Source organism: Lysobacter defluvii IMMIB APB-9 = DSM 18482 (genome assembly GCF_000423325.1).
GTDB classification, from domain to species: Bacteria; Pseudomonadota; Gammaproteobacteria; order Xanthomonadales; family Xanthomonadaceae; genus Novilysobacter; species Novilysobacter defluvii.
The window spans coordinates 1-16,092 of record NZ_AUHT01000006.1 but is presented as its reverse complement, the minus strand read 5'-3'; the positions used below and the strand labels follow the sequence as shown (position 1 = coordinate 16,092).

The 16,092-nt window shown below is 71.0% G+C and carries 17 protein-coding genes, 2 rRNA genes and 1 other RNA gene; 12 read left to right on the top strand and 8 right to left on the bottom strand.

Annotated elements, in window-relative coordinates:
- Positions 1 to 19: 19 nt before the first annotated feature.
- The 4 genes from G545_RS0104525 to G545_RS0104510 form a co-directional block, all read right to left on the bottom strand.
- Positions 20 to 2,200: a RelA/SpoT family protein gene (locus G545_RS0104525; protein ID WP_036136355.1), complete on the bottom strand. Its 2,181-nt coding sequence runs from the start codon at positions 2,198 to 2,200 to the stop codon at positions 20 to 22.
- Between the two features lie 122 nt (positions 2,201 to 2,322).
- Positions 2,323 to 2,622 carry a DNA-directed RNA polymerase subunit omega gene (rpoZ, locus tag G545_RS0104520; protein ID WP_027069353.1) on the bottom strand — a complete coding sequence of 100 codons (300 nt, stop codon included), beginning with the start codon at positions 2,620 to 2,622 and terminating at the stop codon, positions 2,323 to 2,325.
- A 102-nt stretch (positions 2,623 to 2,724) separates the two neighbouring features.
- Entirely contained in the window at positions 2,725 to 3,351 is a 627-nt protein-coding gene (gene gmk / locus G545_RS0104515) for a guanylate kinase (protein WP_027069352.1), read from the bottom strand.
- A 72-nt stretch (positions 3,352 to 3,423) separates the two neighbouring features.
- On the bottom strand, positions 3,424 to 4,284 hold the full coding sequence (locus tag G545_RS0104510) for a YicC/YloC family endoribonuclease (protein ID WP_027069351.1): 861 nt from the start codon (positions 4,282 to 4,284) through the stop codon (positions 3,424 to 3,426).
- Between the two features lie 69 nt (positions 4,285 to 4,353).
- Here G545_RS0104510 and rph point away from each other — a divergent pair, with 69 nt between their 5' ends.
- The 6 genes from rph to pepQ all read left to right on the top strand — a co-directional run bounded on the left by rph (position 4,354) and on the right by pepQ (position 10,913).
- The gene (rph, locus tag G545_RS0104505; RefSeq protein WP_027069350.1) at positions 4,354 to 5,109 is read left to right on the top strand and encodes a ribonuclease PH; all 756 of its coding nucleotides are present in this window, start codon (positions 4,354 to 4,356) and stop codon (positions 5,107 to 5,109) included.
- 28 nt (positions 5,110 to 5,137) lie between these two features.
- Positions 5,138 to 5,731, top strand: a complete 594-nt coding sequence (gene rdgB, locus G545_RS15830) for an RdgB/HAM1 family non-canonical purine NTP pyrophosphatase (protein ID WP_027069349.1) — start codon at positions 5,138 to 5,140, stop codon at positions 5,729 to 5,731.
- The gene (gene hemW / locus G545_RS0104495; RefSeq protein ID WP_027069348.1) at positions 5,728 to 6,891 is read left to right on the top strand and encodes a radical SAM family heme chaperone HemW; all 1,164 of its coding nucleotides are present in this window, start codon (positions 5,728 to 5,730) and stop codon (positions 6,889 to 6,891) included. The genes rdgB and hemW overlap by 4 nt, the downstream gene beginning before the upstream one ends.
- A 61-nt stretch (positions 6,892 to 6,952) precedes the next feature.
- Positions 6,953 to 9,163 carry a DUF1631 family protein gene (locus G545_RS0104490; protein WP_081677726.1) on the top strand — a complete coding sequence of 737 codons (2,211 nt, stop codon included), beginning with the start codon at positions 6,953 to 6,955 and terminating at the stop codon, positions 9,161 to 9,163.
- A complete protein-coding gene (locus G545_RS0104485) occupies positions 9,160 to 9,513 on the top strand; it encodes a PilZ domain-containing protein (protein ID WP_027069346.1) in 354 nt (117 codons plus the stop codon). The genes G545_RS0104490 and G545_RS0104485 overlap by 4 nt, the downstream gene beginning before the upstream one ends.
- A 71-nt stretch (positions 9,514 to 9,584) precedes the next feature.
- Positions 9,585 to 10,913: a Xaa-Pro dipeptidase gene (pepQ, locus tag G545_RS0104480; protein ID WP_027069345.1), complete on the top strand. Its 1,329-nt coding sequence runs from the start codon at positions 9,585 to 9,587 to the stop codon at positions 10,911 to 10,913.
- Positions 10,914 to 10,973: 60 nt separating this feature from the next.
- Here the strand turns inward: pepQ and G545_RS0104475 are convergent, their stop codons facing one another.
- Complete coding sequence (locus G545_RS0104475) at positions 10,974 to 12,302, bottom strand: aminopeptidase P N-terminal domain-containing protein (protein WP_027069344.1); 1,329 nt, start codon at positions 12,300 to 12,302, stop codon at positions 10,974 to 10,976.
- Entirely contained in the window at positions 12,302 to 12,859 is a 558-nt protein-coding gene (locus G545_RS0104470; protein ID WP_036138334.1) for a UPF0149 family protein, read from the bottom strand. Before G545_RS0104470 ends, G545_RS0104475 begins: the two co-directional genes overlap by 1 nt.
- A gap of 99 nt (positions 12,860 to 12,958) precedes the next feature.
- Here G545_RS0104470 and G545_RS0104465 point away from each other — a divergent pair, with 99 nt between their 5' ends.
- From G545_RS0104465 to rpiA, 6 genes are all read left to right on the top strand, one after another.
- Positions 12,959 to 13,180 (top strand): TIGR02449 family protein, encoded by a 222-nt coding sequence (locus tag G545_RS0104465; RefSeq protein ID WP_027069342.1) that lies wholly within the window; start codon positions 12,959 to 12,961, stop codon positions 13,178 to 13,180.
- Positions 13,177 to 13,467 (top strand): cell division protein ZapA, encoded by a 291-nt coding sequence (locus G545_RS0104460; protein ID WP_027069341.1) that lies wholly within the window; start codon positions 13,177 to 13,179, stop codon positions 13,465 to 13,467. Before G545_RS0104465 ends, G545_RS0104460 begins: the two co-directional genes overlap by 4 nt.
- 66 nt (positions 13,468 to 13,533) lie before the next feature.
- Positions 13,534 to 13,717, top strand: a non-coding RNA gene (ssrS, locus tag G545_RS15230) — 6S RNA.
- Between the two features lie 78 nt (positions 13,718 to 13,795).
- On the top strand, positions 13,796 to 14,386 hold the full coding sequence (locus G545_RS0104455) for a 5-formyltetrahydrofolate cyclo-ligase (protein WP_027069340.1): 591 nt from the start codon (positions 13,796 to 13,798) through the stop codon (positions 14,384 to 14,386).
- A gap of 2 nt (positions 14,387 to 14,388) precedes the next feature.
- Positions 14,389 to 14,862, top strand: coding sequence for an EVE domain-containing protein (locus G545_RS0104450; RefSeq protein ID WP_027069339.1), 474 nt, complete (start codon positions 14,389 to 14,391; stop codon positions 14,860 to 14,862).
- A gap of 3 nt (positions 14,863 to 14,865) precedes the next feature.
- Entirely contained in the window at positions 14,866 to 15,528 is a 663-nt protein-coding gene (gene rpiA / locus G545_RS0104445) for a ribose-5-phosphate isomerase RpiA (RefSeq protein ID WP_027069338.1), read from the top strand.
- Between the two features lie 250 nt (positions 15,529 to 15,778).
- Here the strand turns inward: rpiA and rrf are convergent.
- Together rrf and G545_RS0104435 are read right to left on the bottom strand one after the other, a co-directional pair.
- Positions 15,779 to 15,892: ribosomal RNA gene (gene rrf, locus G545_RS0104440) — 5S ribosomal RNA — on the bottom strand.
- 112 nt (positions 15,893 to 16,004) lie between these two features.
- A 23S ribosomal RNA gene (locus G545_RS0104435) occupies positions 16,005 to 16,092 on the bottom strand; the annotation flags it as partial.

Here is a 16,092-nt window from a genome sequence, read left to right as displayed (position 1 = left end):
GACATTGTAGGGCGGCAGCTCAGATCCGCTGCACGCCCAGCACCACCTGCAGGCGCCGCACGCGGCGGATCACGTTGGCGATGTGGCGGCGGTCGCGGACCTCGATGCCGAAGCGCAGCACCGCCACGTTGATGTCGCGCTCCAGGTACTCCACCCGGTCGATGTTGGACTCGGCCTCGGCGATCGCCGCGGCGACCCGGGCCAGCGCGCCCGGCCGGTTGTCGACCTCGATCCGCAGCGCCGCCGCGAAGTCGCCCTCGACCTTGCGGTCCCAGCCCACCGCGACCCAGCGCTCGGGCGACTTGCGGTAGTCGACGATGTTCGGGCAGTCCAGCCGGTGCACCACCACGCCGCGCCCGGAGGTGTGGAAACCCATCACCTCGTCGCCGGGCACGGGCAGGCAGCAGTTGCCGAAGCTGATCACGCCGCGCTCGGTGCCGGTGATCATGATCCGGTCGTGTGCCAGTGCCGGGATCGCGCCGCCCTTGCGCGGCAGCTCCAGCCCGGGCTCGCCGGCCAGTGCCAGCGCCACCTGCCCCGGCATCCGGTTGCCCAGGGCGATGTCGGCCAGCAGCGCCTCCAGGCGCGGGTAGCGGTTCTCGCCCAAATAGGCCTGCAGGTGCGCCTCCGGCACCCGCTCCACCGAGCTGGCCAGCGTCTCCAGAGCGCGGTCGAGCATCCGGTGGCCCAGCTGCACCGCGTCCTCGTGGCCGATCAGCTTGAGCTGCTGGCGGATCGCGGTGCGCGCCTTGCCGGTGACCACGAACTCCAGCCATTGCGGCTTGGGCACCGAGGAGCGCGCGGTAATGATCTCGACCCGCTGGCCGTTGCTCGGCGCGGTGCGCAGGGGGACCAGCTTTCCGTCGACGCGGGCCGCCACCGCCTGGTTGCCCACGTCGGTATGCACCGCGTAGGCGAAGTCCAGCGCGGTCGAGTTGCGCGGCAGCGCCAGGATGTCGCCCTTGGGCGAGAACAGGTAGACCTCGTCGGGGAACAGGTCGACCTTGACGTTCTCCAGGAACTCCAGCGGCGAGCCGGCCGCGGTCTGCGCCTCCAGCAGGCCGGTGATCCAGTTGTAGGCCCGGCTCTGGGCGCTGTTGGGGCCCTCGGCGCCGTCCTTGTAGGACCAGTGCGCGGCGATGCCCTTCTCCGCCACCAGGTCCATCTCCGCGGTGCGCAGCTGGACCTCGACCGGGCTGCCGTCCGGACCGAACAGCACCGTGTGCAGGGACTGGTAGCCGTTGGCCTTGGGGATGGCGATGAAATCGCGGAAGCGCGCGTCCAGCGGCTTGTAGGTCGCGTGCGCGACGCCGAGCGCGTGGTAGCAGTTGGCCACCCGGTCCAGGATGATCCGGAACCCGAACACGTCCATGACCTGGGCGAAGCTCTTGTTCTCCGTGCGCATCTTCGTATAGACGCTCCACGGCGACTTGACCCGGCTGTGGATCCGGTGCTCGAGCTTCTCCTTGGCCAGCTTCTGGGCCAGGGTCGCCTCGATCTTGGCCATCAGCTCGCGGCGCAGCAGCGGCTGGCTGCGGATGCGCTTCTCGATCACCGCATGGCGCCAAGGATGCAGCGCGCGGAACCCCAGGTCCTGCAGCTCGGCCTTGACCAGGTTCATGCCCAGCCGCTGGGCGATGGGCGCGTAGATCTCCAGGGTCTCGCGGGCGATGCGGGTGCGCGCCTCGGCGGACTGGGCGCCCAGGGTGCGCATGTTGTGCAGCCGGTCGGCCAGCTTGATCAGGATGACCCGCAGGTCGCGCGACATCGCCAGCAGCATCTTGCGGAAGCTCTCGGCGGTCGCCTCCTGGCGGTCGCGGAACTGCAGCTTGTCGAGCTTGGTGACCCCGTCGACCAGCTCGGCGACGGTCTCGCCGAACTCCGAGGCGATCGCCTCGCGCGTCAGCGGGGTGTCCTCGATGGTGTCGTGCAGGATCGCCGCCAGCAGCGTCTCCACGTCCAGGCGCTGCTCGGCGAGCACCTGGGCCACCGCCACCGGGTGGGTGATGTAGGGCTCGCCGGACTTGCGGGTCTGGCCGGCATGCGCCGCCGCGCCGACCGCCCAGGCCCGGCGCAGCAGTGCGATCTGCCCGGGCCCGAGGTAGGCCGCGGCCTTCTCGAACTCGCGCATGTACTGCGGCAGCGCCGCGTCGTCGGGCACCGGGGCAGCAGGGATGGCGGGGGATTCGACCGGAAGCATGCAGGCATCTTGAAGCCGCCCACCGCGCCACGCAACGCGCCACAACGCGAAGACCCCGCACGGGGCGGGGTCGTCGGGGTACCGCGGCGGGGCCGGTGGCGCCGGAAGGCGCCAGGCGGGACTCAGTCCTCGCCCTTGGCCAGGTCCTCGTCGGCGACCATCTCGGCGGCGGCCCACTCCATCGCCTCGCGCTCCTTGCGCTCGCGCTCGGCCTTCTCCACGGCATCGACGTACTCGGTGTCGATGGCGCGGGCGGCGATCTCGCGCAGGGCGAGCACGGTGGGCTTGTCGTCGGATTCGCTGTTGTCCAGCTGCGGCTCGACGCCATTGGCCAGCTGGCGCGCGCGCCGGGCGGCCATCATGACGAGCTCGAAGCGGTTGTCGACTACCTGCAGGCAGTCCTCTACGGTGATGCGGGCCATGGGGCTCCTGCCGGCCTGTGGGCCGTCATGGGGGGAGAAAGGGGTACGGGAGTCTATCCGACCGGCCGGCGCGCGGGCAAGTTCGTGTTTGCCGTCAAGGGCTTACGGGTCAGCTGACAGCAGGCTTGCGATGAGCCGGCCGTGGCGCACCGTCTGCACCGCGCGCCGCAGCCGACTGGCGGTGAAGATCGAGCACAGTTCCTCGACCGCGACCGGGAAGTCCTCGTTGACCACGACGTAGTCGAACTCGCCGTAATGCGACATCTCCTCGCGGGCCGCGGCCAGCCTGCGGGCGATGACCTCCTCGCTGTCCTGCCCGCGCTTGCGCATGCGCTGCTCCAGCGCATCGCGCGAGGGCGGCAGGATGAACACGCTGATCGCGCCGGGCACCTTGGACCGCACCTGGCGGGCGCCCTGCCAGTCGATCTCCAGCAGGACGTCCTTGCCCGCGGCCAGCTGCGGCTCCACCGACTGCCGGGCGGTCCCCTTCCAGTCGCCGTGCACGCGGGCATGCTCAAAGAAGTCGCCGGCCTCGACCATGCGCTCGAACTCCGCCTCGTCGACGAAGTGGTAGTGCTCGGCATGGCGCTCCCCCGGGCGCGGGGCGCGCGAGGTGAACGAGATCGACAGCCGGATCGCCGGGTCGCGGGCCAGCACGGCATTCACCAGGCTGGACTTGCCGGCGCCGGAGGGCGCGGAAACGATGAACAGGGTGCCGCGCGAGCTCATGGGAGTGGTGCCTTGGGCCGGTCGTGCGGGGCGCACTTTAGCAGAGCGCCCCGGGCTGGCCTGCCGCACGGCTCATTCGATGTTCTGGACCTGCTCGCGCACCTGGTCGATCAGCACCTTGAGCTCGACCGCTGCGTTGGAGCTTCGGCTGTCGACCGACTTGGAGCCCAGCGTATTGGCCTCGCGGTTGAACTCCTGCAGCAGGAAGTCGAGCCGGCGCCCGACCGCTTCCTTCAGCCCGAGGACGCGGCGCGCCTCCGCCACGTGGGCGTCCAGACGGTCGAGCTCCTCGTCCACGTCCAGTTTCTGCAGCGCGAGTACCAGCTCCTGTTCCAGCCGGCCCGGGTCGGCGGGCTGGGCCAGCTCGGCCAGGCGGGTCTCCAGCTTCTGCCGTTGGCCGGCGCGCAGGGCCGGCATCATCGTGCGGACCTCGGCGGCGATGCGTTCGATGCCGTCCAGGCGCTCGTGGATCGCCGTGGCCAGGCGCGCGCCCTCGCGCGCACGGGCCTCGAGGAACCCGTCCAGCACTTCGTCCAGCAGCGCCAGCACCTCCGCCTTGAGCGCGTCGCCGTCGACCGATGCCGCCCGCTGCACGCCGGGGAACTGCAACAGCTGCGTGAACTCCACCCGCATGCCGTGGAAGTGCTCGCCCAGGCGACGGGCCGCGTCGGCGAGCTCGGCGATCCGCGCCTCGTCCAGCTGCAGGCCCTGCTGCTGCTCCGGCGCACGCAGGCGCAGGGACAGGTCGAGCTTGCCGCGGCTGACGCGCGCGGCGATGCGTTCGCGCAGCACCGGCTCCAGCGTGCGCAGGTCCTCGTGCACCCGCATCCCCGTCTCCAGGAAGCGGTGGTTGACCGAGCGCAGCTCGCAGGAAAGCGTGCCCCAGGGGGTCTCGCGCTCGCCACTGGCGTAGGCGGTCATGCTTCGGATCATGCGTGGCTCCCAGGGGGCCGGAGGGCCCCGGATGGTAAACTCGCGCGCCCCCTCACCGGTACTCGTGGCATGGCAGCAGTGGTTCCCGACGGCTTCGCCCGTCCCAGTGGTCGCGCCCCGGACGAGCTGCGCCCGATCCGCATCCAGCGCCACTTCACCCGCCATGCGGAAGGCTCGGTGCTGGTCAGTTTCGGCGACACCCAGGTGCTGTGCACCGCCAGTGTCGAGAACCGCGTCGGCGGCTGGCTGCGCGGCAAGGGCGAGGGCTGGGTCACCGCCGAGTACGGCATGCTCCCGCGTGCCACGCATACCCGCAGCGACCGCGAGGCCGCGCGAGGCAAGCAGGGCGGGCGCACGCTGGAGATCCAGCGCCTGATCGGCCGCAGCCTGCGCGCCTGCGTGGACCGCAAGGCCCTGGGCGAGCGCACGATCACCCTCGATTGCGACGTGATCCAGGCCGACGGCGGCACCCGCACTGCGGCGATCACCGGCGCCTACGTCGCGCTGGTCGATGCGGTGGACGTGCTGGTGCGGCGCGGCGAGGTGAAGGCCCGCGCCGGCCGCCCGCCCATCTTCGGCGCGGTGGCGGCGGTCTCGGTCGGCATCTATCGCGGCGTGCCAGTGCTGGACCTCGACTACGCCGAGGACGTGGACTGCGACACCGACATGAACGTGGTGATGAACGACGGCGGCGGTTTCATCGAGCTGCAGGGCACCGCGGAGGGCCATGCCTTCCGCCGCGAGGAGCTGGACGCGATGACCGCGCTGGCCGAGCAGGGGATCGCGCGGCTGGTCGAGATCCAGCGCGAAGCCCTGGGCAGCTGACCCGCACCCGCGCGCACCGGAGGCATTGATGAAGCGGATCGTGGTCGCGTCCGGCAACGCCGGCAAGCTTGCGGAGTTCAACCGCCTGCTGGGCGCCGCGGGGTACGAGTTCGTCGCCCAGGGCGAGCTGGGCGTCGAGGACATCCCCGAGACCGGGCTGAGCTTCGTCGAGAACGCGCTGCTCAAGGCCCGGCATGCCGCCGAAGTGACCGGCCTGCCGGCGCTGGCCGACGACTCCGGGCTGTGCGTGGACGCGCTGGACGGTGCGCCGGGGCTGTACTCGGCGCGCTATGCGGGCGAGCCGGTCCACCCGGCCCGGAACATCGAGAAGCTTCTGGGCGCACTCGAGGGCCTGCCCGACGACCGGCGCGGCGCCTCGTTCCATTGCACCCTGGCGCTGCTGCGCCACCCCACGGATCCGCGCCCGCTGCTCGCACAGGGCGAATGGCGCGGCAGGATCCTGCGCGCGCCCCGCGGCAATCGCGGCTTCGGCTACGACCCGGTGTTCCTGGATCCGGAGCATGGGCTGAGCGCGGCCGAGCTCGACCCGGCGGTAAAGGATGCCGCGAGCCATCGCGGGAAGGCGTTGCAGGTGCTGCGCCAGCAGCTCGGGGCGGAGTGATCGCCAGCCCGCCGCCGTTGTCGCTGTACGTCCACGTGCCGTGGTGCGTGCGCAAGTGCCCGTACTGCGATTTCAACTCGCACCAGGCGAAGGGCGAGCCGCCGTTCGCGGACTACGTCGACGCGTTGCTGCGGGACCTGGACCAGGACCTGCCGATGGTGTGGGGCCGGCCGGTGCAGTCGGTGTTCTTCGGCGGCGGCACGCCCAGCCTGATGCCGCCGGAACAGATCGACCGCTTCCTGCAGGGCGCCAGCGCGCGGCTGCAGCTGGTCCCCGGCTGCGAGATCACCCTGGAGACCAACCCCGGCACGGCCGAGCACGGGCGCTTCGAGGGCTACCTGGCCGCGGGCGTGAACCGGCTGAGCTTCGGCATCCAGAGCTTCGACGACGGCTGCCTGCGGCGGCTGGGACGCATCCACGACAGCCGCGAGGCCGAGGCCGCGGTGAAGCTGGCGACCGACGCCGGCTTCGACAACTTCAACCTGGACCTGATGTACGCCCTCCCGGGCCAGGACCTGGACATGGCGGTGCACGACCTGGAGCGGGCCTTCGCGCTGGGCCCGAGCCACGTCAGCCATTACCAGCTGACGCTGGAACCCAACACCCTGTTCGCCGCCCGTCCGCCCGCCTGCCTCCCCGACGACGACCTGGCCTGGGACATGCAGGAGCACTGCCAGGCCCTGCTGGCGGAACGCGGCTTCGAGCAGTACGAGGTGAGTGCCTACGCCCGCGCGGGAAGGCAATGCCGCCACAACCTCAACTACTGGGCCTACGGCGACTACCTGGGCATCGGTGCCGGTGCGCACGGCAAGGTGACCTTCGGCCACGACGGCTCGATCCTGCGGCGCTGGAAGCAGCGCCACCCCGCCCGCTACCTGGCGAGCGCCGGTACGCCGGCGAACATCGGGGGGGACGACCGGGTGGCCCCGGCGCAGCGCGCCTTCGAGTTCATGCTCAATGCGCTGCGGCTGGTGGAGGGCTTCGGCCTGGACACGTTCGAACTTCGCACCGGCCTGCCGCGGACCACCATTCAGCCCCGCCTGGAGGCGGCATCCGCGCGCGGCTGGCTCGAGATTGCCGGCGATCGCGTGCGCCCCACCCCCCTGGGCCGGCGCTTCACGAACGACGTGGTATCGCTGTTCCTGGCCCCACCGGCCTAGCGGCTAAAGCTTCCGCCGCAGCTGCCGATCTGTACCTGATGACTACCGGATCCACGTCCTGATGCCGCCAGCTCCCTCCAGCCCCCGCGACGTTGCACCGTCCCGGCTGCCGCCCGGGGTGCGCGTCGCGGTCGACGCGCTGCACGCGCACCTGGCGCTGGAACTGGGACGGCGGATCGAGGCGACGCTGGTGGCGACCCAGCGGCAACTGCACCACCGGGCCCAGGTCTCCACCGGCGCGATCCTGGAAGCGCACTGGCACGGCAACCTCCAGCGCCTGGTCGACAACCGCCTGCGGCTGCTGCCGCGGTTGCTGTCGGACCTGCGCGACACGCTGGAAGCGCTGCGTGATCCCCCCCCTCCGCCGGTACACGTACCCGCACCGGCCCAAGTGAAGGCCGCGCCGCTCGACCTGCGCCTGGTGGAGGAGACCGAACTCGACGAGGCCGGGCTGCTGGACGAACTCGGCCGCCGGCAGGAGGCCAGGGCCGGGCTTCCGCTGCTGTTGCTGGGGCAGCGCTTCGGCGTGCTCGCCGCCGCCCCGGCCTTCACCGCCGCCCGCCTCCCCGTTGGCGCGCGTGCGCTGGCGCAGGCGGTGCTGACCGCCGCGACCGAGCTGAAGCTGGACGACGACGCGCGCAAGGTGCTGCTGCGTGCGTTCGAGACCGAAGGGCTGGCGGACTTCCCGGCCATGGCCGATTCGATGAACGCCGTACTGGACCGGGCCGGCGTGCTGCCGGGGCTGACCTACGTGCCGCTGCGGCCACGTCCCGCCTCGGCGGCCCCGCCCACGCGGGCTCCTCGCGCACCGGCGGGGTCCGCCACCACGCCGTCGCCGGAAACGGCCGCGCTCGCCGAGGACCGCCGCCTGGCACAGATGCGGCAGTGGATGGCCGAACGCCGCTACCTGCTCTCGCGCCTTTCCGGCAACGCCGACCGCGTCCCGCCGCCGGTGCTCGGCGCACAGGAGCTGGACAACGTGCTGGCCGCGCTGCAGGTCGGGCCGGTGGTCGCCCGCTCGACGGCGCGGCTGCGGCAGGCGGTGCACGAACAGGCGCAACGGCTGGGCACCGACGCGGTCCCCGGCGACGAGCAGGCGGACTCGCTGGCCCTGTTCGGGGACCTGTACATGCGACTGCTGGATCGCGTCCACCCCTCGGCACATACGCTGCTCGCCGGCCTGCAGATGCCGCTGCTGCGGCTCGCGGTGCGCGACCCCGGCTTCCTCGTCCGCCCCTCCGCCCCGCAGCGCAAGTTGCTGGCGACGGTCGCCGAGTCCGCCGCCGCCTACCACGGCAGCGAAGGCCTGGACCCGCAGCTGCTGGAGCGCATGCAGGAAGTCGTGCGTGAACTGGCGATGCAGTATCCGCACGAGCCGGAGACCTTCGAGGAAGCCTGGGCCGCCCTCGAGGAACCGCTGCAGGCCGCGCTGCGCCGCGCCGAGATCGCCGAGCGCCGCAACGTGGAGGCCGCCCGGGGCCGCGAGCGGCTCCTGTCCGCTCGCCGCAGCGCCGCGACCGCGCTGGAGTGGACGCTGGGCGAGCGGAACCTGCCGCGCTTCGTCCGCAGCCTGCTCGAGCAGCCCTGGACGGACGCCCTGGCGATGGTGGCGCTGCGCCACGGCACCACGTCCGAGCAGTGGCACGCGCACATGGAAACCACCGCCGCCATTACCAGGGCGCTCCACGACGCTGAGCCGGCCGGGCCCGAACATTCCCTGCGCATCCGCGAGGCCCTGGGGCTGATCGGATACCACCCGGAGCAGGCGGCGGCGATCGCCGGCTACCTGACCGGCACCGGCAACCCCGACGCCGACGCGGCGTCGCGCACGGAGCTGGCACTGGAGATGAAGGAACGCAGCCGCCTGGGCGACCGCGGCGACGAGCCCGGGCCGCAGGCGCACGCGGCAAACCCCGGGCGCCGCAGGGGCGAACAGGAGTGGGAGTCACGCCTTGCCGCGCTGCCCGACGGGCAGTGGCTGGAATTCGACGCCGGCGACCTCCCGGGCGGCCTGCAGCGCCTGCGCCTGGTTTGGCGCGGCGCGGACAGCGGGCGCGTGCTGCTGCTCAATGTCCGTGGCCAGCCACCGTCCCGGGTGCCGGCCGGCAACATGTCCGAGCTGGCGCGCATGCTCGCCTCCGGCAGTGCCCGGTTGCTGGGCGAGCATCCGCTGGACGTGCTGGACCATGCCTGGCGCGCGATGGTCGCCAGCCTGCAGCCGGCCGGCGCCGAGGCGGAGCCCGGTACCAGCGGCGTGGAGGGTGCGCCATGAGCGATGTGGACTTCCGCAGCCGCCGGCACAAGCCGCGCCGCGACGTCGAGGGGCGGGTCGAGGTGACCGACTGCATGACCGGCAAGGTGGTGGGCCGGATCGGGAACCTGTCCGAGAGCGGGATGCTGCTGCTGGTGGACGGGCAGCTGCGTGCCGACGCGCTCTACCAGCTCCGGTTCGACCTGTCGTCCGTGGCCCCGGGGAACGACCCGGTGCAGGTGGGTGCACAGGTGCTGTGGCTGGACCCCGACGCCGTGCAGGGCCGGACCTGGGCCGGCCTGCACTTCATCCACCTGCCGCCCGGACAGCGCAGGCGCCTGCAGGCGTGGATCGAGCGCGGCAGCGGCTGACCGTGCCGTTCGGCCCCTGACGCCGAGTGCGCGGGAGGGAGACAATGGGCCATCCCCAACCGAGGATCGCCATGTCCACCCAGGACCTCGCATCGACCTACCCGGCCCACCTCGCGCGCATGCAGTCGCTCGCCGAACGCGCCCTGGAGCGCGGCGGCTTCGCCCACCTGCTGGTGCCGAGCGGCACGATCCACTACCACCTGTTCGACGACCGCGATTACCCGTACGCGGTCAACCCGCAGTTCAAGGCGTGGGCGCCGCTGGTCCGCAACCCGGGGAGCTGGCTTGTCTACACCCCGGGCGAACGCCCGAAGATCCTCTACCTGCAGCCCTACGACTACTGGCACGTGGTCCCGGACGCGCCGTCGGGCTACTGGGTCGAGCACTTCGACGTCGTGGTCATCCGCACGCCGGAAGAAGCGCTGCAGCACCTGCCGGCGGAGGCCGGGCGCTGCGCCATCCTCGGCGAGGCGTCCAGCGCGGTCGGCGACTACACCCCGAACAACCCGGCCGCGGTGGTCAATTACCTCGAGTACCACCGCGCGGTGAAGACCGACTACGAGATCGCGATGATGCGCCGCGCGACCGAACACGGGGTGCGCGCCCACCGCGCCGCCGAGCGCGCCTTCCGCGCCGGCGCGAGCGAGTTCGGCATCCACCTGGCCTACTGCCAGGCCGCGCGCCAGGACGCGAACGACCTGCCCTACGGCAACATCGTCGGCCTCAACGAGCACGCCGCGGTCCTGCACTACACCGAACGCGACCGCGTGCCGCCGCGGGAGATCCGCAGCTTCCTGATCGACGCCGGCGCCAGCCACGACGGCTACGCCTGCGACATCACCCGCACCCACGCGTACGACACCACGGGCGAGTTCCAGCAACTCATCGAGCAGGTGGACGCGGCCGAGCTGCGCATCTGTGACCGGGTCCGCGCCGGCACCGACTACGCCGACGTCCACCTGCACGCGCACCTGGAGATGGCCACCATCCTCCACCAGGCCGGGATCGTCGACATGGCGCCCGAATCCATGGTGGAGACGGGGGTGAGCGCGAAGTTCTTCCCCCACGGCATCGGCCACTACATCGGCCTGCAGGTGCATGACGTGGGCGGCTTCCTCGCCTCCGAGGAAGGCGGCCGGATCGAGCCGCCCGCCGGACATCCCTACCTGCGCCTGACCCGCCGCCTGGAGCCGGGCGCGGTGGTGACCATCGAGCCGGGCATCTACTTCGCCGAGCTGCTGATGAAGGAATTGGCGGAAGGCGAGCATGCCGGTGCGGTCAACTGGGACCGCGTGGACGCGCTGCGTCCGTATGGCGGGATCCGGATCGAGGACGAGGTGGTCTGCACCGACGGCGATCCGGTCAACATGACCCGCGAAGGCTTCGCCGCGCTGGACTGAGCCGCTCGCTGGTACCGCGCCGACCCCGGAGCGGTACCGCGGCCATGCGCCGGGGGTCCGTCAGCGTGCCCCGGCCATGTAGTCCTCGATCTCCCCGGCGCTGCGGGCCAGCCCTTCGGTCAGCACCTCGTGGCTGTCGCGGGTGATCAGCACGTCGTCCTCGATGCGAATGCCGATGCCGCGCCATTTCGCGGCGACCGAGGTGTCGTCCGGACGCACGTACAGGCCCGGCTCGATGGTGAAGACCATCCCCGGCTCGATCAGGCGCGACTCGCCGTCGATCCGGTACTCGCCCACGTCGTGCACGTCCAGGCCGATCCAGTGCCCGGTTTTGTGCGGGTAGAAGCGCCGGTACGCCCCGTCGGCGATGCGCTGCTCCAGCGTGCCCTTCAGCAGGCCCAGCCGCAGCAGCCCTTCGGTGAGGGCCTCGACCGCGGCGTCGTGGACGCGCCCATACGAATTGCCGGGGCGTGACTCCGCCAAGGCCATGCGCTGGGCCTCGTGCACGACGTCATGCAGCGCCCGCTGCTCCTTCGTGAACCGGCCGCTCGCGGGGAAGGTGCGGGTGATGTCGGCGGCATAGCCGCGGTACTCCGCCCCGGCATCGACCAGCACCAGGTCGGAGGCGCCGATCCGGTCCTGGTTGGCGACGTAATGCAGCACGCAACCGTTCGCGCCGGCCCCGACGATGCTGCCGTAGGCGGCCTCGGCGCCGTTGCGGCGGAACACGTAGTCCAGCTCGGCCTGCAGCTCGTACTCGTACATGCCCGGGCGCACCGCCCGCATCACGGCGGCGTGCGCTTCGACGCTGATCTTCGCGGCCCGGCGCATGAAGCGCAGCTCGTCGCGGTCCTTGAACAGGCGCTGCTCGTCCAGCAGGTGCCCCAGCTCCAGGAACTCGTGCGGTGGGCGGTTGCCCATCTTCATCATCGCGCGCACGCGGTTGACCCAGCCGATCAGCTTGAGGTCGAACTCGACGTCGCGGCCGAAGTGGTAGTACACCCGGCGCCGCCCTTCGAGCAGGCCGGGGAGGATGTCGTCGAGGTCGTTGATCGGGTAGGCGTCGTCCACGCCGAGCGCCTCGACCGCGCCCTCCGGCCCGACCCGTGGACCGTCCCAGGCCTCGCGCGCGGGGTCGCGCTCGCGGCAGAACAGGATCGCCTCGCCGTGCGCACGGCCGGGGACCAGGACCAGCACCGCCTCGGGCTCGAGGAAGCCGGTCAGGTACAGCAGGTCGGAGTCCTGCCGGTACGGGTGGTGCGTGTCCCGGCTGCGGATGCGCTCGGGCGCGGCGGGCACGATCACGATCGCGTCGTCGCCCGCCATCCGCATCAGCTGGCGCCGCCGCCGCGCGTGCGCGCTGGCCGGCATCTTCAGCGGGGCGGGCATCAGTTCAGGCTCTTGCGGTGGCGGACCGCCAGCACGCAGTCCCCGTGCAGGAGCAGCGTGGCCACCCGCACGAACTCCTCGATCTCGGCGAGGGCCTGCTCGTCCTCCTCGTCGCCCTCCTCCTGCGGCTGGGCCTGCGCGAGCTTGGCAAGGTCGCCGAGCGCCTCGGTCGCTTCCTCCGACAGCGGCGGGTTGGCGCCCGCGGCCAGGCCGAAGCCACCCAGCAGCCCGCGGCACCAGTCGAACAGTGCGCCGCTGCGCTCCAGCAGCGATGCACCCGAGTCCGGCAGCAGCAGGTTGAAGTCGAAGCCGCGGTCCTCCATCTGCGCCTGGCTGGCGATGCGGAGCCGGTCCAGCACGCTCCCCTCGGCCGGTGCCGCCAGGGTGTCGTCGGCCAGGACCCGCGCCGGCCAGTCGGCCACCGCCCCACCGCCGCCGGCGATCCAGCCGCACAGCGCCCCATGGACTTCCGGCGCGACGAAGCCCGGCTGCAGCCGGTCCAGCGCGGCCTGGACGTCGGCCAGTTCGGGGAGTTCCGGGGTGGGTTCGTGGGGCACGGACAAGGTCCTCGGGGGAAAGCAGCCAGTCTAGCAACGGCACGCCGTGCCTGCGTTGCCGCCGCTTGACCGGCTCCCGGCCTCTGCTATCGTGCGGCGATGGAAGCGTCCCAGTTGCTCGAGCAGATGCAGTCCCTGCTGGCCCGCGTGGAGCAGCTCGCGGAGCGGAACCGGCGCCTGCAGGAGGAGAACCGCATCCTGCGGCAGCAGCACGAGTCGCTGGCCGCCGAGCGCGCCGGCCTGCTGGCCAAGAACGAGCAGGCGCGGGTCCGCGTCGAGGCCATGATCGACCGCCTCAAGTCCCTGGAGCAGAACACGTGAGCAACACGATCCCCGTCAGCGTGCGGCTCCTCGATCGCGAGTACACCGTCGGCTGCGCGCCCGACGAGCAGGACGGCCTGCTCGCGGCGGCCCGGCTGCTGGATGCGCGCATGCGCGAGATCCGCGGGAACAACCGCATGGCCGCGCTGGACCGCGTCGCCGTCCTCGCCGCACTGAACTTCGCGCACGAAGTACAGCAGGCGCGCCAGCAGGAGGCCAAGCAGGAGCGTGAACTGGCGAGCACGCTGGGACGCATGCAGCAGCTGCTCGACTCCGCGCTCGCTTGAACCCCGCCCGACTACCACACGCCACGGTACTGGTACCCCGCGCGGACCCCGGTATACTTCGTTCCAAGTCCTCTGCTGTGGACGACGGCGTACGCAACATTCGCCTTGTCCCTTAACAGCGACCTCGGGGATGCAGTGCAGGCCGGGAGCGCAAGTCCGCCACGTGCGGAAAGCCCGAAAGCCCCCACGCATTCCCACCTGAACCTCGGGTTCAAGGTCGTTCGTACGCATCGCCATCGGCGGAGGACCTCAGCATTCATAGCGGCGGTACGGGCCACGGGTCGGTACCGCCGTCTGCTTTTCCGCGCCCGGTGCCGGAGGCGATCCGATGACCCAATCGCGCGATGAGCGCTGCAGCCTGATGCGTGCCGCGCTGCGGCAGGCCCGCCGCGAGCTCCCGGCCCCGCGCCGGATCGCCGCCGCCGAACGACTCGCCGACCGGCTCCTTGCACTGCCGTTCGCCCCGGCCGAAGGCTACGTCGCCGGCTACTGGGCGATGGACGGGGAGATCGGCCTGCACGCCTGGCAGCTCCGCCTTCCGCCCGGCTGCATCTACTGCCTGCCGGTGCTCCACGACCGCACGCTGCGCTTCGCACCCTGGAGGCCCGGCGATCCGCTGGTCACCAACCGCTACGGAATCCCCGAGCCCGACCTGGAGCCGTCCTCCACGCTCGACGCGGACCGGATGTCGCTCGTCGTGCTGCCGCTGGTCGGCTTCGACCGCTCCGGCAACCGGCTCGGGATGGGAGGCGGCTGGTACGATCGCAGCTTCGCCTACCGCAGCGGGCGAGCCGGACCGCCCTGGCTCGTCGGCGCCGCGTTCGACCTCCAGCAGGTCGACCAGGTACCCGTCGCCGAGTGGGACGTGGGCCTGGACGCGGCCTGCACCGAGGGCGCCACCCACCTGTTCCAAGAGTGACGATGAAGCGCAAGACCCGCCGCCACTGGCTGATGAAATCCGAACCCGACGCGTTTTCGATCGACGACCTCGAGCGCGTCGGCACCGAACCGTGGGACGGCGTCCGCAACTACCAGGCGCGCAACTTCATGCGCGACGGCATGCAGGTCGGGGACCGGATCCTGTTCTACCACTCCAACACCAAGGTCCCGGGCATCGCGGGCATCGCGACAGTCGCCAGCGAAGCGTACCCGGACGAGACCCAGTTCAACGCCAAGTCCAAGTACCACGATCCGAAGGCCACGCGTGAAGCCCCGCGCTGGTACCTCGTCGACGTGGCCTTCGAGCGCAAGCTCAAGCGCGTGATCCCGCTCGAGGAGATCAAGCAGCACGCCGACCAGCTCGGCGAGGAGTTCGCCCTGATCCGCAAGGGCAACCGGCTGTCGGTGTTCCCGGTCTCCGCGGCCCAGTACGACTACCTCCTCTCCCTCGAGTAACCCATGTCCGAAGCCAAGCGGCTGGCCGCCGAGAAGGCCATCGAGTACGTCACCGACGGCAGCATCGTCGGCGTCGGTACCGGTTCCACCGTCGCCTACTTCATCGAGGCGCTCGGACGCGTCCGCGACCGCATCGCCGGCGCGGTCTCGAGCTCGGAGCAGAGCTCCGAACGCTTGCGTGCCGTGGGAATCGATGTCCTCGACCTCAATGCCACGGGTCCGCTGGCGCTCTACGTCGACGGCGCGGACGAGTGCGATCCGCAGCGCCGCCTGATCAAGGGCGGTGGCGCGGCGCTTACCCGCGAGAAGATCATCGCCGAAGCCAGCAAGACCTTCGTGTGCATCGTCGACCCGTCCAAGCAGGTCGACGTACTCGGCCGTTTCCCGCTGCCGGTCGAGGTCGTGCCGATGGCGCGCAGCCTGGTCGCGCGCGAGCTGATCGCCATGACCGCCGGCCAGCCAGTCTGGCGACAGGCCAGCGAAGGCCAGGGCGTGGTGACCGACAACGGGAACTGGATCCTCGACGTCCACGGGCTGTCCATCACCGACCCGGTCAGGATGGAGCAGCAGATCAACCAGATCCCCGGAGTCGTCAGCGTGGGACTGTTCGCCAGGCGCCCGGCGGACGTGGTCATCGTGGGCGGGGAGCCGCCGCGGGTCCTGTAACCGCGCTCCCCAGCCTGCAGCACGAGAGAGCCGGCCAAGCGCCGGCTTTTTCTTGTCCACGAGTCGTACGTAACCCGCAATGCCGCGGCGTGGTCCCGAGCCGTCCCCCACCAAGCAGCAGCGCTCCCAAGCAGTGGCGCCACTTAGTGCAGCGGTCGCGGCGCGCTGATCGCGGCACCCCTTGCGGGACTTTTGCCCGCGCAAAAGAACAAGGCCGGTCCCTTGTGGGGACCGGCCTTGCGGTGTAAATGCTCAGCGATGACCTACTCTCGCATGGGAGACCCACACTACCATCGGCGCGTGTGCGTTTCACTTCCGAGTTCGGGATGGGATCGGGTGGTTCCACACAGCCATTGTCACTGAGCAAGCTGTTGCAGTCGCGCGTTTGCGCGGACTGGCATTGGGTTGGGACGTAGCGAGCGAGTGTGCCTGGAATGCTCCGACGTATCGTCGAGTCCAAGGCCACTTGAGGTTATATGGTCAAGCCGCACGGATCATTAGTACTGGTTAGCTCAATACATTGCTGTACTTACACACCCAGCCTATCAACCACCTGGTCTTGAT